Origin of the sequence: Sphaerisporangium rhizosphaerae (assembly GCF_042665155.1) — a bacterium.
GTDB lineage: Bacteria > Actinomycetota > Actinomycetes > Streptosporangiales > Streptosporangiaceae > Sphaerisporangium > Sphaerisporangium rhizosphaerae.
Genome location: NZ_JBHTCG010000012.1, coordinates 25,076 through 42,428, shown reverse-complemented (window position 1 = coordinate 42,428; position 17,353 = coordinate 25,076). Strand labels below are relative to the sequence as shown.

Genomic DNA, 17,353 nt, shown 5'->3' with positions numbered 1-17,353 from the left:
GGTCTCCGCCCCCCGCGCGAACCTCGCGCGGGCCGCGTGCGGACGACGCCGGAGCCGTGCCCGGCGCACGGGCCCGAAACTTTCACCGGCCGCGCCGTCGCGGCGCGGCCGACGCGTCCGGCCGGCGGCGCGGGCCGGTCAGAACCGCCCACCGACCGGACCGCCGGCCGAGAGGGCCGCCGGCCGTCCAGGACCGCCGGACGGAGGGGACCGCCGGCCGTCCAGGACCGCCGGACGGAGGGGACCGCCGGCGGAAACCGGACCGCCGGAGCCCGCCGGGTCACATGCCCGCGATCAGCTTGTCCACCCGCTCGTCCACGCTGCGGAACGGGTCCTTGCACAGGACCGTGCGCTGGGCCTGGTCGTTGAGCTTCAGGTGCACCCAGTCGACGGTGAAGTCGCGGCGCTTCTCCTGCGCCTTGCGGATGAACTCGCCGCGCAGCCGGGCGCGCGTCGTCTGCGGCGGCACCGACTTGGCCTCGAAGATCTTCAGGTCGGACGCCACGCGTTCGACGGCGCCGCGCCGCTGCAGCAGGTAGAACAGCCCCCGCTTGCGGTGGACGTCGTGGTAGGCCAGGTCGAGCTGGGCCACCCTCGGCGAGGACAGCGGCAGGTCGTACTTGGTGCGGTAGCGCTCGATGAGCTGGTACTTGGTCACCCAGTCGATCTCGCGCGACACCAGGTCCAGGTCGCCGGTCTCCACGGCCCTCAGCGTGCGCTCCCACAGCTCCAGCACCCTGCGGGTGATCGCGTCGCCGCCGCGGCGCTCGACGAAGTCGCGGGCCTTTCCGAGGTACTCCTGCTGGATCTCCAGCGAGGACGCCTCGCGGCCGTTGGCCAGCCGCACGCGGCGGCGTCCGGTCATGTCATGCGACACCTCGCGGATCGCCCTTATCGGGTTCTCCAGGCTGAGGTCGCGCATGACCGTGCCGGCCTCCACCATGCGCAGCACCAGGTCGGTGGCCCCGACCTTGAGCAGCATCGTCGCCTCGCTCATGTTGGAGTCGCCGACGATGACGTGCAGGCGGCGGAACCGCTCGGCGTCGGCGTGCGGTTCGTCGCGGGTGTTGATGATCGGGCGCGACCGGGTGGTGGCGCTCGACACCCCCTCCCAGATGTGCTCGGCGCGCTGGGAGACGCAGTAGACCGCGCCGCGGGGCGTCTGCAGGACCTTGCCCGCCCCGCAGATGATCTGCCGGGTGACCAGGAACGGGATCAGGACGTCGGCGAGCCGGCCGAACTCGCCGTGCCTGCCGACGAGGTAGTTCTCGTGGCAGCCGTAGGAGTTGCCCGCCGAGTCGGTGTTGTTCTTGAACAGGTAGATGTCACCGGCGATGCCCTCCTCGCGCAGCCGCTTCTCGGCGTCGACGAGCAGTCCTTCGAGGATGCGCTCGCCCGCCTTGTCGTGGGTGACCAGCTCCACGACGTTGTCACACTCAGGGGTTGCGTACTCGGGGTGGCTGCCCACGTCGAGGTAGAGGCGGGCGCCGTTGCGGAGGAAGACATTGCTCGATCGGCCCCAGGACACGACTCTGCGGAAGAGGTAGCGCGCCACCTCGTCCGGGGACAGCCTGCGCTGGCCCCTGAACGTGCAGGTGACGCCGTACTCGTTCTCCAAGCCGAAGATGCGACGATCCATCACATCACACTATGTCCCCGAGCCGCCGGAGGGGAGAGATCTTCTCCCCTGTTTCCGGTCGTGGTGTGGCGGATGGCCCCGTTCGGCCGTCCCGGCCGGATCAGCGGCGCGGCGATCTCCGCAAGCTTGACGATCTCGCGGCCCCGCGAGCACGACGTCCCGGCCCCCCGCGTTCGGGGACCGGGACGTGAAGCCGCAGGCAGGGCGGGGTCAGTCGCCGGAGCCGGTGTCGATCTCGCCCTCGGGGGCGGTGGCCGGGGAGTCGCCCTCGGGCTTGGCGGCCTCGCCGGCTCCCGCCTTGGGCTCGGTGGAGGGCGCCGCGGAGGGCGCCGCGGGCGCGGTGGCCGCGAGGAGACGTTCGAGGCGGCCGCCGGTCAGGCGCTGGAACTTGCGGTGCTCGCGGGTGCGGTCGAGGACCGCCACCTCGAGCTGGGACACCGGCGGGCGCTCGCCGCCGGGCTCGGTCAGGGCGGCCAGACCGGCGTCCAGGGCCTCCGTCAGCGGCATGCCCTGACGGAAGCGCTCCTTCAGGCGGCCGGCCACGGTGTCGGCCACGCCGCCCATCACCACGAACCCGTGCTCGTCGGTGACCGAGCCGTCGAAGGTGAGGCGGTAGATCTGGTCGTCCTCGGGGGCGTCGCCGATCTCGGCGACGACCAGTTCGACCTCGTACGGCTTGCGCGACTCGGTGAACACCATGCCGAGCGACTGGGCGTAGAGGTTGGCCAGGCCGCGGGCGGTGACGTCGCTGCGGTCGTAGGTGTAGCCGTTGATGTCGGCGTAGCGGATGCCGCCCAGGCGCAGGGCCTCGAACTCGTTGTACTTGCCGACCGCGGCGAAGCCGATGCGGTCGTAGATCTCACTGATCTTGTGCAGTGCCCGGGAGGCGTTAGGGGCGACGAACAGAATGCCGTTCTCGTACTGCAGCACCACGACGCTGCGGCCGCGCGCGATGCCCTTCCGCGCGAAATCGGCCTTGTCCCGCATCTCCTGTTCGGGGGACACATATCCAAAGGGCATGGACACCGGTGGTGATCCTCTCGTGGCCGTGGGTGGTGACTAGCGCAGCGGGGCCGTGGGGCCGTCGGGGTCGGTCATGCGGCGGTCCAGCACCTGCCGGACGTACCCCTCGACCTCCTCGTCGGACAGACGGCGGTAGCCGTCCTCGGTGATCACCGCGACCAGCGGCCAGATCCTGCGGGTGACGTCGGGACCACCGGTCGCCGAGTCGTCGTCCGCGGCGTCGTAGAGCGACTCGACGCAGGCCAGGACGGTGTCCTCGACCGCGGCGTTCTCGCGGTAGAGCTTCTTCAGCGCGCCGCGCGCGAACAGCGAGCCCGAGCCGATGGAGGCGTAGTTCGTCTGCTCGTACGGGCCGCCGCCCACGTCGTAGGAGAAGATGCGGCCGGTGTCGGAATCCTCGTCGTAGGCCGCGAACAGCGGCACCACGACCATGCCCTGCATGGCCATCGGCAGGTTGGCGCGGATCATCGCGCCGAGCCGGTTGGCCTTGCCGTCGACCGACAGCATGCGGCCTTCGCGCTTCTCGTAGTGCTCCAGCTCCACCAGGTAGAGCCGGGCGAGCTCGATGCCCGTGCTGGCGGTGCCGGCGATGCCCACGCACGAGTAGTCATCGGTGCGGAAGACCTTCTGCATGTCCTTCTGGGAGATGTAGTTGCCGGAGGTGGCCCGGCGGTCGCCCGCCATGACGACTCCCCCCGCGAAGGTCGCCGCGACGATGGTCGTGGCGTGCGGGATCTGGTCGCCGACGGAGGCCGCCAGGGACTCGAATCTCCCCGGGAGGAGCCCCGGAGCGTAGGACCCGACGAACTCGGTGAACGACGTCGACCCCGTGTCCAGGAACAGAGGATTGTTCATCCAGCCCCGCTGTGCTGCCACGCGACTCCCTCCAGAGCGCCTTACAACTCCTACGCCGACCCTACTCGTGGTGCTGTGGTGGTTGCACTTCCCACGATCAGCTCACGGCGAACCGCTTCCGCCCATCCAGCCTCATCTTCCACGAAAATAATCTTTACGGACGAGACCGGGCATGAAATTGTCGAGTTGTCGTGACATGAAAACAGGCAGCCCCCCACTCGCCCCCCGTCCCCAAGGGGAGGTCCCTCCGTTGAGACTCGCACGACCCCTCGTTCTCGTGGCCGCCACCGCGCTCTCCCTCACCGCCTGCGCCTCCGGAGGATCCTCCGGAGGCGGCGGCGCCACCGTGACGATCACGGCCAACGCCATCTCCGGCGGCAAGAACGCCGCCACCGCCGACTGGACCAAGAACTGGCTGATCCCCAAGTTCGAGGAGGCCCAGAAGGCCAGGGGCAAGACCGTCCACGTGCTGTTCCAGCCGAACGGCGTGGACGACGAGCAGTACAAGACGAAGATCGCCCTGGATCTGAAGTCCGGGGCAGGGGCCGACGTGATCGACCTCGACGGCATCTGGGTGGGCGAGTTCGCGCAGGCCGGGTACATCAAGCCGCTGGCCGACACCGCCGGGCCCGAGGTGGAGCAGTGGGAGGGGTGGAGCCAGATCCCGAAGGCCGTCCAGGACCTCGGCATCTTCGACGGCAAGAAGTACGGTCTGCCGCAGGGCACCGACGGGCGCGTCCTGTTCTACAACAAGACCCTGTTCGCCAAGGCGGGGCTTGCAGCCGACTGGCAGCCCAAGAGCTGGCAGGAGATCATCGACGCCGGCACGGCGCTGAAGAGGGCCGGCGTCCCGGTGCCCCTGCAGATCAACGCGGGCACCGCGATGGGCGAGGCCACCAGCATGCAGGGCGCGCTGCCACTGCTGGCGGGCACCGGCACCGAGATCTTCTCCGGCGGCAAGTGGGCGGGCGCCTCGCAGGGCCTCAAGGACGTCCTGGGCTTCTACCGGCAGGTCTACACCACCGGTCTCGGCGACCCCCGCCTGCAGCAGGAGGCCAAGGGCCGCGACAAGTCCTTCCAGATGTTCGCCGAGGGCAAGATCGGCGTCCTGGCGGAGGGCGACTACTTCTGGCGCTCGGTCGTCGAGCCCAAGGCCGGCGTCGCTCCCATGCAGGACCGCGACAAGGTCGTCGGGTACGCGCTGATCCCCGCCGAGCGGCCCGGCGCCGGGGTGCGCGGCCAGGACTTCGTCAGCATGTCCGGCGGCGCGGTGCGGGCGCTCAACCCCAGGTCCAAGAACATCAAGCTCGCCTGGGAGCTGCTGTCGTTCATGCACTCGGCCGAGGCCACCAAGGCCGGCCTGGCCGGGGAGGCGCGCATCACCTCGCGCACCGACGTCAACGACGAGGTGCTGACCCCTGACCCGATGCTCGGCTTCGTCGCCCAGAAGGTCCTGCCGATCACGAGCTACCGTCCGGGCCTCGCCGTCTACCCGGAGGTCTCGGTCGCCCTCCAGGAGGCCACCGCCGCCATCGTCTCCGGCAAGACCGTCGACGAGGCCGCCACCGCCTACCAGCGAAAAGTCGAATCCCTCGTCGGCGGCCCCGCCAACGTGACCCAGTGAGCACAGATGCGGCGGGGTTGGGGAGGGGGAGGGCGGTCGGGTTCGTGTTGCCGGCCGTGGTGCTCATCGGGGTGTTCCTGATCTTCCCGGCACTCTGGACCATCTATCTCGGGCTCACCGACTTCCGGCTGACCGGGCTCGCGGCCGCCGACCCCCGGCTGGTGGGCGTGGACAACTACGCCGAGGCGCTCGGGGACGAGCGGTTCGGCACCTCGCTGTGGCTGACGGTGCAGTTCGTTACCGGCTCGGCGATCATCGGCCAGGCGGGCCTGGGGTTCTCGATCGCCTGGGCGCTGCGCAACCGCACCGGCCCGGTCAAGCGGGTGGTCGAGGGGCTGGTGCTGCTGGCGTGGATCCTGCCCTCCTCGGTGGTGGCGTTCCTGTGGATCGCCCTGCTCGACCGGGACCAGGGCACGCTGAACGCGGTGCTGCACACGCCCGGGTTCGCCTGGCTGCTGGACCACCCGATGCCGTCGATCATCGTGTTCAACGTCTGGCGGGGCACGGCGTTCTCGATGATGCTGTACGGGGCGGCGCTGGAGAACGTGCCGCCCTCGCACCTGGAGACGGCCCGGCTGGCCGGGGCCTCGACGGCGCAGCAGTTGCGCGACGTGGTGTTCCCCCGCATCAGGGGCCACATGCTGACCAACCTGCTGCTGATCAGCCTGTGGACGTTCAACGACTTCACGAGCTTCCAGATCACGGCGGGCGGCCCCGAGGGCCGGTCGGAGATCCTGCCGGTCTACATCTACAACGTGGCCATCAGCGGCGGGCGGCTCGGGTTCGGCGCGGCGGTGTCGTTCCTGGTGCTGATCATCAACCTGGTGCTGGCGCTGGTGTACCTGCGGCTGCTGCGCGGCCGGAGGGGGGTGGCGGCGTGACCGTGCGAGAGGGCCCCGAGAACGCGGTCGCCGCCCGCCCGGCGGGGGCGGGCGGCGCCCGGGCGCGCCACGCGGTGGCGTCGATCGGGCGGGCGACGTTCCTGGCGGCCGTCGCCGGGTTCTTCGCGCTGCCGCTGCTGTGGCTGGCCACCGCCCCGTTCGACGCCCATCCGACGATCACCGCCTCGGTGCCGGAGTTCACGCTCGGCAACTTCCGGGCGCTGCTCGACAACCCGTACGTGCTGTCCTCGCTCGGCAACTCGGTGCTCCAGGCGGCGGGCAGCGCGGTGCTGGTGGTGGTGCTGGCGGCGCTCGCGGCGTACGCGCTGTCGCGGGTGCGCATCCCCGGCAGGGACGCCTTGCTCTACGTGCTGCTCCTGCTGTCGTCGGTGGTCACCGGCACCGCGGCCATGGTGCCGATCTTCGAGCTGGCCACCCGGCTCAACCTGGTCGACACCCACCTCGGCGTCGTGCTGACGCTGTCGGGCGGCCTGCTCCCGGCCGCGATCTTCATCCTGAAGGACTTCATGGACGCCACGCCGACCTCCTACGAGGAGTCGGCCCGGGTGTTCGGGGCGAGCCCGCTGCAGATCCTGTGGCACATCGTGGTGCCGGTCGTCAGGCCGGGGCTGGCGACGATCGCGGTGTGGGCGGTGGCCTCGGTGTGGGGCAGTTTCCTGACGCCGTTCATCCTGTTGCGCGACCCGGAGAAGTCCCCGGGCGCGGTGATCCTCTACACCCTGTACACCGAGGGCGGCTCGCCCCGCCTCGACCTCATCTCGACGTTCTCGCTGCTCTACTCCCTCCCTGTCGTCCTCATGTACGTGTTCGTCAGCCGCAAGTACGGCTTCCGCTTCCACGGAGGGATCAAACGGTGATCTCGCTGCACGGCCTGACCAAGGAGTTCCCCGGCGGGGTCCGGGCGGTCGACGCCCTGGACCTGGAGATCGCCGACGGGGAGTTCTTCGCGCTGCTCGGCCCCTCCGGGTGCGGCAAGACGACGCTGCTGCGCACGATCGCCGGCCTGGAGACCCCCACCTCGGGCAGCGTCACGATCGGCTCGGCGGACGTGACGGCCCTGCCGCCCGGCCGGCGGGACGTGGCCATGGTGTTCCAGGACTACGCCCTGTTCCCGCACATGGACGTCACCGCCAACATCGCCTACCCGCTGCGGATCAAGAAGGTTCCCCGCGCCGAGCGGGAGGACAAGGCGGCGGCGACGGCGGCGCGGCTGAGCCTGTCGGAGCTGCTCGCCCGCCGGCCGGGCCAGCTGTCGGGCGGCCAGCAGCAGCGGGTGGCGCTGGCCCGCGCCATCGCCTGCCATCCCACGGTGTTCCTGTTCGACGAGCCGCTGTCCAACCTGGACGCACGCATGCGCCTGGAGGCCCGGACGTTCCTCAAACGCCTCCAGCGCGAGCTGGCGGTCACCACGGTGTTCGTCACCCACGACCAGAGTGAGGCGCTGGCCATGGCCGACCGCATCGCCGTCATGTCCGCCGGGCGCATCATGCAGGTCGGCACACCATCGGAGGTGTTCCAGCGGCCCTCCAGCACGTTCGTGGCCTCCTTCATCGGCTCCACGCCGATGAACCTGCTGCCGGGCGTGGTCGAGGACGGCGCGCTGCGGGTGGCCGGGGCCGTCCTGCCCCTGCCTGAAGGGCTCGCCGAAGGCGAGGAGATCGTCTACGGGCTGCGGCCGGAGTACATGGACCTGTCCCGCTCGGCCCGCGAGGACGCCTTCGCCGGCCGGGTCTCGGTCGTGGAGAATCTGGGCACGTCCTTCCTCGTGACGCTCGAGGTGGGCACCCGCACCCGCACCCGCACCGGCACCGGCGAGCACCTGGTGCAGGCGGTGGTCCCCGAGGACGCCGAACCCGCCCCGGGCGCCGCCGCGTGGGCGGTCCCGCGCCATCCGCGCGCCCTGGTGTACCGCGACGGCGGGCTGGTGGCCGCGTGACCGGGCTCGCGCCGATCCGGCTGGACGGCCGCTGGACGCTGGAGGACCGCCTGGTCAAGCAGGTGTGGGGGGTGCCGTTCGAGCTGCCCGCGGCGGCCCGCGCGTTCACCGTGGAACTGTCCTACGACCGCTCGGCCGGCGTCCTGGACCTCGGCTGCGAGGGGCCCGCGCGCTTCCGCGGCTGGTCGGGCGGCGCCCGCTCCCGGTACACGATCGCCCCCTCGTGGGCCACGCCCGGCTACCTGCCCGGCGAGCCGGAGCCGGGCGCCTGGCAGGTGCTGATCGGGCTGTACCGCGTCCCGCTGGACGGCGTGGCCTACCAGGTCACCGTGACCCCGCACGCCGTCCCGCCCGCGCCGCCCGGCCCGCCGGCCGCTCCCCCTCCGGCCCTGGTGGCGCCCGCCTCGGCGCGCCGGGGACTGCCCGTGCTGGACGGGCTGCGCTGGCACGCCGGCGAGCTGCACGCCCACACCGTGCACTCCGACGGCGTCCTCACCATCGACGAGCTGGCCGCGCTCGCCCGGTCACAGGGGCTGGACTTCCTGGCGGTCACCGACCACAACACCGTCAGCCACCACGCCGAGCTGCCCGCCGCGGCGGCGCGCGCGGGGATCACGCTGGTACCCGGCCAGGAGGTCACCACCGACCTCGGTCACGCCAACGCCTTCGGCGACATCGGGTGGATCGACTTCCGGCGTCCCGCCGACGCCTGGGCGCGGGACGTGCACGACCGGGGCGGGCTGCTGTCGGTCAACCACCCGCTGGGCGCCGACTGCGCGTGGCGCCACCCGTTCACCGAGCGGCCCCGCACGGCCGAGGTCTGGCACTCGGGGTGGTGGGACCGCACGTGGGGCGCTCCGCTGTCCTGGGCGCAGGCGTGGCACGACGACCTGGTCTACGTCGGGGGCGGCGACTTCCACCGTCCGGAGGAGAACCACCCGCCCGGCGCGCCGGCCACCTGGGTGCTGGCCGAGCCGGTCGGCGACGGCGCGGGAGGCGCGGCCATCGTGGAGGGCGTCCGCGCCGGCCGAACGGCCGTCTCGGCCGGGCCCGAGGGGCCGCTGCTGCTGCGGCACGGCGGGGAGTTTCTGGTCCTGGACGCCGACGGGCTGGTCCTGTGGGGTCCCGACCACCGCTCGGTCGTCCGCGGCGACCGGGTCACGCTGCCCGCCCGTCCCGGGCCGCACCGCCTGGAGACCACGCGCAACGAGGTCATGGCCCTGTGCACCTGACCGCCCGCCCGCCTGTGAGAGCCCGACGTCCCCCGGCCGGAGGCACCTGGTGAACGAGATCGTCGTCGTCCCGCACACCCACTGGGACCGGGAGTGGTACCTGCCGTTCCAGCGCTTCCGCATGGGCCTGGTGCGGATGCTGGACGAGGTGCTCGACACCATGGCCGCCGACCCGGCCTACCGGTTCACCATGGACGGGCAGCTCGCCGCGGTCGAGGACTACCTGGAGATCCGCCCCGAGCGCAGGGACGAGCTCGCCGGGTTCGTCCGGGAGGGCCGCTTCGCCGCCGGGCCGTGGACGATCCTGGCCGACGAGTTCCTGTGCTCGGGAGAGACCCTGATCCGCAACCTGGAGTACGGGCTGCGCGGCGCCGGGGAACTCGGCGGGGCCATGGAGGTCGGGTACCTGCCCGACCAGTTCGGGCACTGCGCGCAGATGCCGCAGATCCTCGCCCTGGCCGGACTGCCGGTCGCCTGCCTGTGGCGCGGGGTGCCCGCCTCGGTCGAGCGCGACGTGTTCGCCTGGGAGGGCATCGACGGCACGGTGATCCCCACCCAGTACATGCCGGGCGGTTACGGCAACGCGGTGGCGCTGTTCACCGGCCCGGAGGAAGGGATGGGCGACCGGCTGGCGGCCTTCGCCGGCGTCATGCGCCCCTGGCGCGCCGAGGGGCCGCTGCTGGCCATGTACGGAGCCGACCACTCGGCGCCCGCCGCCGGGATCACCGCGGCCGGGCTGCGCCTGGCCACCCTCGGCGAGTACCTGTCCTCACCTGGCGCCCTGGACGGTGCCGGCGGGCCGGCGCCGGTCGTCCGCGGCGAGCTGCGCTCCCACGCCCGGGCCAACATCCTGCCCGGCGTGATCTCCGCCCGCGTCCACCTCAAGCAGGCCATGGGCCGCGCCGAACGCGTCGTCACCCGCTACGCCGAACCCCTGTCCGCCCTGTGGCTCGGCCACCGCCCCGGCGAGAGCGAACCGCGGGACGAAGGGCACGGCGAAGACGAACAGCGGAGCGAGAGCGGACGGCACGGCCACGGCGGACGGCGGAGCGAGATCGGACGGGACGGCCACGGCGGACGGCGCGGCGAGGGCGAGCGGACGGCGGCGCGGCGGCTGATCGAGCTGGCCTGGCGCGGGCTGGTCGCCTGCAGCGGCCACGACTCCATCACCGGGTGCGGCGCGGACGAGACCGCCCAGCAGGTCGGCGCGCGCGTCGCCGAGGCCGAGCAGATCGGGCAGGCCGTGGTCGACCTGGTCTCCGCCTCGCTCGCCGCGGGCGCCCGGCGCGACCAGGTCGTGGTCGTCAACCCCTCCCCCTTCGCCCGCACCGCCCTGGTGACGGCGGACCTGCCGGCGGAGCGCTCCGGGCTGGCCGCCGAGGACGGCTCGGCGGTGCCGGTGCAGCGGCTGGCGCAGTCCCCGACGCTGCTCGACGAGTCGGCCATGGACGACCTGGGCGCGCTCCTCGGCCGGATCCACGAGCGGGAGCTGTTCGGCCACGAGATCGTCTCCTGGGCCGCGGGCGACGGGGTGTTCACGGTCGTCGTCGGCCGCCACGCCTCCACCGCCTACCGCCACGCCGACCTCAGGGCCGACATCGAGGCGGCGGTCGCCGCCCGCCCGGGCCCGTGGCTGGTCCGCACGGTCGCCGAGCCCGTGGTGACCGTCGCCGCCCAGGTCCGGGTCCCCGCCCTGGGACGCACCGTGCTGACCTCCGCGCCCGCCTCCGCCCCCGTCCCTTCCTCCCCCGGGGCGCCGGGCGGGCACGGGGTGCTGGACAACGGTCTGCTGCGGGTGGCCACGCAGGACGACGGCACGCTCGCCCTCACCACGCCGTCCGGCCTGACCGTGCGGGGCGTCGGCCGCGTCGTCGACGGCGGGGACGCCGGCGACACCTACAACTACGCCCCGCCCGCGGGCGACCGCCTGGCCGGCACGCCCGCGTGGGTCACGGTCACGCCGGTGTGCTCGGGCCCGCTGGTGTCGGTGATGGAGGTGGCGCGCGGCTACCGCTGGCCCGTTCGGCTCACCGGCGGCGCCCGCTCGCCGGAGGAGACCGAGGTCACCGTGACCACCCGGGTCGAGTTGCGCGCGGGCGAGCCGTACGCCCGGCTGGCCGTCACCTTCGACAACGCCTGCCGCGACCACCGCGTCCGCTGGCACGCTCCCCTGCCCCGTCCGGCCGCCGAGTCGTTCGCCGGCGGCCAATACGCGGTCGTCCGGCGCGGGCTGAGCGCCGAGGGCGGCTGCGGGGAGGAGCCGCTGCCCACCTTCCCCGCCTCGGGCTTCGTCGCCGCCGGCGGCCTGGCCGTGTTCCCCGGCCACGTCACCGAGTACGAGCTGCTGCCCCCGGAGGCCGGACAGGCTCCGGACGCCCCCGGCGCCACCGCGTCCGGCGACTCCCCCGCCCCGGACGTCCCCGGCGACCCCAGGATCCCGGACGGACCTCGTGCCGCCGCGTCCAGTGCGCACGGCAGCCCGGCCGACGTGGCCGGTGAGGCGGCCGGTGAGCTGGCGGTGACGTTGCTGCGGGCGGTCGGGTACCTCTCGCGCAACCACAACGCCTACCGGGACGAGCCCGCCGGGCCGCAGATCGCGACGCCCGGCGCCCAGTGCCCCGGGCCGATCACGACCCGGTTCGCAGTGCACCTGTACGAGGGCGGCTGGGACCGGGCCGCCCTGCCCCACCTCGCCGAGGAGTACCACCTGGACCTGCTGGCGGTCCCGGGCTCCGCCCAGACCGCGCCGGCGGCGCGGACGCCCAGGCCGGAGGTGAGCGGCCCGGCACCGCGCCCCCGGCCCGAGGCGAGCGGCGACGCGCCGGAGCCGTGGGAGGAGGCGCGCGGTTCCCGGACGGAGCCCTGGGCGGACACGAGCGGTGCGGGGGCGGAGTCGCGGCTGGAGGTGGGCGGCGATGGCGTGATGATGGGCGCGCTGCGCGAGCGGGACGGCGCACTGGAGGTACGCCTGGTCGCCGAGCATCCCGCGCCCACCGAGGCGGTGATCAGAGGCGCGTTCACCGCCGCGTGCCTGGTGGACACCCTCGGCCGCCCGATCGGCCCCCAGCGGCCCGTTCAGGGCCTCCTGCGGCTCCCGCTGCGCCCCTTCGAGATCGCGACGGTCCACCTGACCTGAGGGACACCCAGGGGCGGCCGTCGCCCGCGATCCACGACCGCCGCGGTCCACCTGGCCTGAGAGGCGCCGGGCTCAGTCGTCGCTCGCGACCCGCTGGATGGCACTGGCGAGCAGGGCGAGGTCGATGCCTTCGAGGTGGTCGAAGAAGTGCCGGCGCACGCTGGCCAGGTTGGCCGGCCACGCCTGCTCCAGGCGGGTGAGGCCGGCGTCGGTGAGGACGGCGTTCCACCCGCGGGCGTCGTCGTCGCACCTGACCCGTTCCACCAGGCCCTGGTCCGCGAGGCGGGCGACGATGCGCGTCATCCCGCTCAGCGAGAGCTCGCAGGCGGCCGCGAGGTCCCCCATCCGCATCCGCCGCCGCGGCGCCTCCGACAGCCGCATCAGGGTGACGAACTCGACGAGCGGCATCCGTTGCTCGCGCATCATGTCGGCGTCGATCGCGCGCGGCAGCGCGTACATCACGCGGGTCAGCGCCCGGAGCAGCGTCTCCTCGTCGGGAGTGAGCGGCCGCGGCGGCTGGGCTGTGGTCATGCATCGGACTTTACTTGCTTCGCGAAGGAACTACCTGCTATTACTTGCTTGACGAAGCAAGTAAAGTCATGAACCACCCGGCGGGAGGAGCGCTCCATGGGAACGCTTGACGAGAAGACAGTGCTCATCACCGGCACCGCGGGAGGCATGGGCCGCGTCGCGGCGCTCATCTTCGCGCGAGAGGGCGCCAAGGTCGTCGGCTGCGACATCCAGGCCGAGCCGAACGAGGAGACGGTGGAACTGGTGCGCGGCGCCGGCGGCGAGATGACGGGCATCGCGCCGAGCGATCTCAGCGATCCGCGGCAGGCACGGCAGGTCGTCGAGGAAGCCGCGGCCGCGTACGGCGGGCTCGACGTGGTCTACAACAACGCCGCCTATTTGCGCTTCGGTCCGATGCCCGATTTCTCGGTCGATGACTGGAAGGTGACGATGGCCGGCGAACTGGACATGCCCTTCCTGGTGTCGAAGTTCGCATGGCCCCATCTGGTCCGGCGCGGCGGCGGCGTCATCATCAACGTCGCGTCCATGGCCGGCATGATCGCCGGCCGGGTCCCCCCGATGGTCGCGCACGGTGCGGCGAACGCCGGTGTCATCGGCATGACGCGGCAGTTCGCGCTCGAAGGCGCGCCCCATGGGATCCGTGCGGTGGCGATCAGCCCCGGGCCCGTCCTGAGCCCGGCCAGCGAGCGCGACCTCGGCGACGACCAGGCCGCGAGGGACGCGATAACCGGCAAGACGCTTCTGAGGCGCTTCGCCCGCCCCGAGGAGGTCGTCGAGGTGGCGGCCTTCCTCGCCTCCGACCGGGCGTCGTACATCACGGGCGCCAACATCCCCGTCGACGGCGGTGCGACCGCCTGGTAGCGGGGCGGGCCGTCCTGCGGTCGGGGCGGTGGAGAGAAGGCCGTTCGACAGTGGTGCGGGCACCTCCGGTGCGCGACGTACGGCCGGGCTGGGCCGTGCCTCGCCGCGGGCGGGAGGGCGGTGGAGTCAAGGGCGTTCGACCGAGGGCGGCCTGGGCGGGAGGTACGGCGCCGCGGCGGCCCCCCGTGATCGGCCGAGGCGCCCCCCGGGGGGCGCTGCGGGGCTCATGATGCCTGAGCGCCCTCCGGGGGCTGCGTACACCTGTCTGGGTGGCGCGGAGTCGACCGCCTCGCCTCTGGGTGAGGCGGGGTCGTCCTTCCGCCGGCGGTGACGTGCTCGACGTGCCTCGGCCCGAGGGCGGGGGTCGTTTTCACGACCCAGGGTGGGCGAGGTCGCCGCGCTCGTCGCCGGGCGGGTGGGGCCGGATCAGATCAGATCGGCCGGTCCTACTGGCCGCCCTTCTGCACGTAGCTGCGGACGAACTCCTCGGCGTTCTCCTCGAGGACCTCGTCGATCTCGTCGAGGATCGCGTCGACGTCGTCAGTGAGCTTTTCCTGACGCTCCTGGACGTCCGGAGCCGCCTGTGCCTCGGTCTCCTCGACCTCGGTCTCCTGCCGGCCGGTCTGCTTCTGGCCGCCGGTGTCCTTCGTCGCCATGTGGTACCTCCGCTTGGGGGACGCATCTGATTCATATCTTCCCCGAACCAGACGACATTTCGCGCGGATCGTCCTGTGATCTACGCCAGACGCCTGGAAGAGGACCGTCCCGTCAGACAACCTCCCCGGAACAGGCCGCCGCAAATCTGGTGACTTGCCACCATTTATCCGCCCGATAGCGCCCGCATCGGAGCTTCGAGGGGCCCGTTGCCGGGTTCGCACCGCGGTGGGCGAACGACCGCCACACCCATGCCGGACTGGTGCAAATCTGATCGCCACCCCTTCTCATATGGCATTCTGTGAAGATCCGCCCATAGGCATCCCGCTCCCGAGGAGCGGCCGTGGGGGCTGGGTCACGATGCCGGATATGAACGGGTGAAATGAAAGCGGACCACGCACAGCTGCTCGGAGATCGCTACCGGCTGATCTCGCCGCTGGGCCAAGGTGGCATGGGCATCGTCTGGCGCGCGCACGACAGACGGCTCGCCCGCGACGTGGCGATCAAGGAACTGCGCCCGTCGCAGCACGGGGACCGGTTCGACGTGCACACGGCCAGGCGCCACGCGCTGCGCGAGGCGCGATCGGCGGCGCGGCTCAGCCATCCGGCCATCGTCACCGTCCACGACCTGCTGGAGGAGGACGGCCGGCTCTGGATCGTCATGGAACTGGTGGAGGCGCTGACCCTGCAGGCCACCGCCTGGCACCTTGGCCGCCTGCCGGTGCACTGGACGGCCTGGATCGGCTTCCACCTGCTCAGCGGCCTGCGGCACGCCCACGCGGCCGGCGTCCTGCACCGCGACATCAAGCCCGGGAACGTGCTGCTCACCGGCGAGCGGGTCGTGCTCAGCGACTTCGGCATCGCGGTGCTCCAGGACGAGACCTCCCACACCAACACCATGCCGATCGTCGGCTCCCCTGGGTACATCGCCCCGGAGCGGCTGCACGGCCACCCGGCGACGCAGGCGGCCGACCTGTGGTCCTTCGGGGCCACCCTGTACTTCTCGGTCGAGGGCAGGCCGCCGGCGACCGGCGGCGGGGACGTCCTTTCGACCACGCCGCCCGAGCAGGCGCGGATGCCCCGGCGGGCCGGCGCGCTCCGGACGCTGCTGGAGGGGCTGCTGCGGCCCGACCCGGCGGAGCGGCTCACCAGCGACCAGGCCGCCCTGTTGCTGTCGGAGATCCTGCGCAAGGAGGGCATCGCGGTGCCGCCCATGCGGCTGACCGGCAGCGGCATCTTCCCGCCCGGCGCCTTTACAATGTAGATCGGGTCTGGCCCGCCCGGCGCGGGCAGGGCTGGCGCGGGCCGGGCTGGGTGGACGGGTCGCGGGCCCGCGGCCGGCGTGGTGGCCGGCCGGCGGCCCGGGCGGGGTCAGCGTTCGCCGGTGAGGGCGCTGACCAGGTCGGCGGCGGTGCGGCAGCGGTCGAGCAGCTCGCCTACGTGGGCCTTGGTGCCACGCAGGGGCTCCAAGGTGGGCACGCGCTGGAGCGACTCGCGGCCCGGGATGTCGAAGATCACCGAATCCCACGAGGCCGCCGCCACCGACTCGCTGTACTGGCGCAGGCACCGGCCGCGGAAGTAGGCGCGGGTGTCGTTGGGCGGCAGCTCGATGGCCCGCTGGACGTCGTCCTCGGTGACCAGCCGCTGCATGCGGTCGCGGGCCACCAGGCGGTTGTACAGGCCCCGCTCGGGGCGGATGTCGGTGTACTGCAGGTCGACCAGCTGCAGGCGAGGGTGCGACCAGGGCAGACCGTCGCGCGAGCGGTAGCCCTCGAGAATCTCGAGCTTGGCCACCCAGTCGAGCTCCCTGGACAGCTGCATCGGGTCCTCGGCCAGGCGGGTGAGCACCGACTCCCAGCGGTTGAGCACGTCCTTGGTCATGTCGTCGACGGCCGCGCCGAAGCGGTCCTCGACGTACTTGCGCGCCTGCTCCAGGTACTCCATCTGGAGCTGGACGGCGGTCATCTTGCGCCCGTCGCGCAGGGTGATCTCGTACTTGCAGGTCGGGTCGTGCGAGACGGCCCGCAGCGCCGCCACGGGGCTCTCGACCGACAGGTCGCCGGTGAGGAACCCGTCCTCGATCATCGCCAGCACCAGGGCCGTGGACCCCAGCTTGAGGTAGGTCGAGATCTCGGACATGTTGGCGTCGCCGATGATCACGTGCAGGCGGCGGTACTTCTCGGGGTCGGCGTGCGGCTCGTCGCGGGTGTTGATGATGGGCCGCTTGAGCGTGGTCTCCAGGCCCACCTCGACCTCGAAGAAGTCGGCCCGCTGGCTGATCTGGAAGCCCTCGCCGCGCGAGTCCTGCCCGATGCCGACGCGGCCGGCGCCGCAGACGACCTGGCGGGAGACGAAGAACGGCGTGAGGTGGCGCACGATGTCGGCGAAGGGCGTGGCGCGCCGCATGAGGTAGTTCTCATGGCAGCCGTAGGAGGCGCCCTTGTTGTCGGTGTTGTTCTTGTACAGCTGGATAGGAGCGTTCCCCGGCATGGCCGAGGCGCGGACGGCGGCGTCGTGCATGACCCGCTCGCCGGCCTTGTCCCAGATCACCGCCGCACGGGGGTTGGTGCACTCGGGAGTGGAGTACTCGGGGTGGGCGTGGTCGACGTAGAGCCTGGCCCCGTTGGTCAGGATGACGTTGGCCAGCCCGAGATCCTCGTCGGTGAGCTGGGTGGGGTCGGCGATCTCGCGGGCCAGGTCGAAGCCGCGGGCGTCGCGAAGTGGATTCTCCTCCTCGAAGTCCCATCGGGCCCTGCGCGCCCGGGCGGCCGAGGCCGCCAGGTAGGCGTTGACCACCTGTGAGGAGGTCACCATCGCGTTCGCGCCCGGCTGCCCGGGTACGGAAATGCCGTACTCGGTCTCGATGCCCATCACCCGCCGTACCGTCACGCTCTCAGCCCTTCATCTGTGCTCTGTCGCACCCGGACCATCACCGTCACGCCGCCTGTAACCACGAGCCT

14 protein-coding genes are annotated in these 17,353 nt (G+C 72.2%); 8 read left to right on the top strand and 6 right to left on the bottom strand.

Annotated features, from left to right (window positions below):
• Nucleotides 1-280: 280 nt before the first annotated feature.
• The 3 genes from pafA to prcB form a co-directional block, all read right to left on the bottom strand.
• Nucleotides 281-1,639, bottom strand: a complete 1,359-nt coding sequence (gene pafA, locus ACFQSB_RS19385) for a Pup--protein ligase (RefSeq protein WP_380828133.1) — start codon at nucleotides 1,637-1,639, stop codon at nucleotides 281-283.
• 210 nt (nucleotides 1,640-1,849) lie between these two features.
• Nucleotides 1,850-2,659: a proteasome subunit alpha gene (prcA, locus tag ACFQSB_RS19380; RefSeq protein WP_380828365.1), complete on the bottom strand. Its 810-nt coding sequence runs from the start codon at nucleotides 2,657-2,659 to the stop codon at nucleotides 1,850-1,852.
• 39 nt (nucleotides 2,660-2,698) lie between these two features.
• The gene (prcB, locus tag ACFQSB_RS19375; protein ID WP_380828363.1) at nucleotides 2,699-3,517 is read right to left on the bottom strand and encodes a proteasome subunit beta; all 819 of its coding nucleotides are present in this window, start codon (nucleotides 3,515-3,517) and stop codon (nucleotides 2,699-2,701) included.
• A 250-nt stretch (nucleotides 3,518-3,767) separates the two neighbouring features.
• Here prcB and ACFQSB_RS19370 point away from each other — a divergent pair, with 250 nt between their 5' ends.
• Genes ACFQSB_RS19370 through ACFQSB_RS19345 form a run of 6 tightly spaced genes read left to right on the top strand, consistent with a single transcriptional unit; the run spans nucleotide 3,768 to nucleotide 12,347 of the window.
• Entirely contained in the window at nucleotides 3,768-5,141 is a 1,374-nt protein-coding gene (locus tag ACFQSB_RS19370) for an extracellular solute-binding protein (protein WP_380828132.1), read from the top strand.
• 44 nt (nucleotides 5,142-5,185) lie between these two features.
• A complete protein-coding gene (locus ACFQSB_RS19365) occupies nucleotides 5,186-6,022 on the top strand; it encodes a carbohydrate ABC transporter permease (RefSeq protein ID WP_380828130.1) in 837 nt (278 codons plus the stop codon).
• On the top strand, nucleotides 6,019-6,900 hold the full coding sequence (locus ACFQSB_RS19360; protein ID WP_380828129.1) for a carbohydrate ABC transporter permease: 882 nt from the start codon (nucleotides 6,019-6,021) through the stop codon (nucleotides 6,898-6,900). Before ACFQSB_RS19365 ends, ACFQSB_RS19360 begins: the two co-directional genes overlap by 4 nt.
• Nucleotides 6,897-7,979: an ABC transporter ATP-binding protein gene (locus ACFQSB_RS19355; protein WP_380828128.1), complete on the top strand. Its 1,083-nt coding sequence runs from the start codon at nucleotides 6,897-6,899 to the stop codon at nucleotides 7,977-7,979. Before ACFQSB_RS19360 ends, ACFQSB_RS19355 begins: the two co-directional genes overlap by 4 nt.
• Entirely contained in the window at nucleotides 7,976-9,211 is a 1,236-nt protein-coding gene (locus tag ACFQSB_RS19350; protein WP_380828126.1) for a CehA/McbA family metallohydrolase, read from the top strand. Before ACFQSB_RS19355 ends, ACFQSB_RS19350 begins: the two co-directional genes overlap by 4 nt.
• 49 nt (nucleotides 9,212-9,260) lie before the next feature.
• Complete coding sequence (locus tag ACFQSB_RS19345; RefSeq protein ID WP_380828125.1) at nucleotides 9,261-12,347, top strand: glycoside hydrolase family 38 N-terminal domain-containing protein; 3,087 nt, start codon at nucleotides 9,261-9,263, stop codon at nucleotides 12,345-12,347.
• 72 nt (nucleotides 12,348-12,419) lie between these two features.
• On the opposite strand, the gene ACFQSB_RS19340 is transcribed toward ACFQSB_RS19345, so the two are convergent.
• On the bottom strand, nucleotides 12,420-12,878 hold the full coding sequence (locus ACFQSB_RS19340; RefSeq protein ID WP_380828123.1) for a MarR family winged helix-turn-helix transcriptional regulator: 459 nt from the start codon (nucleotides 12,876-12,878) through the stop codon (nucleotides 12,420-12,422).
• A gap of 96 nt (nucleotides 12,879-12,974) precedes the next feature.
• On the opposite strand from ACFQSB_RS19340, the gene ACFQSB_RS19335 reads away from it, so the two are divergent.
• Nucleotides 12,975-13,739: an SDR family NAD(P)-dependent oxidoreductase gene (locus tag ACFQSB_RS19335; RefSeq protein ID WP_380828122.1), complete on the top strand. Its 765-nt coding sequence runs from the start codon at nucleotides 12,975-12,977 to the stop codon at nucleotides 13,737-13,739.
• 446 nt (nucleotides 13,740-14,185) lie between these two features.
• On the opposite strand, the gene ACFQSB_RS19330 is transcribed toward ACFQSB_RS19335, so the two are convergent.
• Nucleotides 14,186-14,395, bottom strand: coding sequence for a ubiquitin-like protein Pup (locus tag ACFQSB_RS19330; RefSeq protein ID WP_279787070.1), 210 nt, complete (start codon nucleotides 14,393-14,395; stop codon nucleotides 14,186-14,188).
• A 380-nt stretch (nucleotides 14,396-14,775) separates the two neighbouring features.
• Between ACFQSB_RS19330 and ACFQSB_RS19325 the strand changes: the two genes are divergently transcribed.
• Nucleotides 14,776-15,657: a serine/threonine-protein kinase gene (locus ACFQSB_RS19325; protein ID WP_354852765.1), complete on the top strand. Its 882-nt coding sequence runs from the start codon at nucleotides 14,776-14,778 to the stop codon at nucleotides 15,655-15,657.
• Nucleotides 15,658-15,764: 107 nt separating this feature from the next.
• On the opposite strand, the gene dop is transcribed toward ACFQSB_RS19325, so the two are convergent.
• Nucleotides 15,765-17,282 (bottom strand): depupylase/deamidase Dop, encoded by a 1,518-nt coding sequence (dop, locus tag ACFQSB_RS19320; RefSeq protein ID WP_354852763.1) that lies wholly within the window; start codon nucleotides 17,280-17,282, stop codon nucleotides 15,765-15,767.
• Nucleotides 17,283-17,353 lie beyond the last annotated feature (71 nt).

Bases quoted from the DNA above. Each gene is read 5' to 3' on its own strand.
- pafA (WP_380828133.1), bottom strand. From the start codon at position 1,639: ATGGATCGTCGCATCTTCGGCTTGGAGAACGAGTACGGCGTCACCTGC.
- prcA (WP_380828365.1), bottom strand. From the start codon at position 2,659: ATGCCCTTTGGATATGTGTCCCCCGAACAGGAGATGCGGGACAAGGCC.
- prcB (WP_380828363.1), bottom strand. From the start codon at position 3,517: ATGAACAATCCTCTGTTCCTGGACACGGGGTCGACGTCGTTCACCGAG.
- ACFQSB_RS19340 (WP_380828123.1), bottom strand. From the start codon at position 12,878: ATGACCACAGCCCAGCCGCCGCGGCCGCTCACTCCCGACGAGGAGACG.
- ACFQSB_RS19335 (WP_380828122.1), top strand. From the start codon at position 12,975: ATGGGAACGCTTGACGAGAAGACAGTGCTCATCACCGGCACCGCGGGA.
- ACFQSB_RS19330 (WP_279787070.1), bottom strand. From the start codon at position 14,395: ATGGCGACGAAGGACACCGGCGGCCAGAAGCAGACCGGCCGGCAGGAG.
- ACFQSB_RS19325 (WP_354852765.1), top strand. From the start codon at position 14,776: ATGAAAGCGGACCACGCACAGCTGCTCGGAGATCGCTACCGGCTGATC.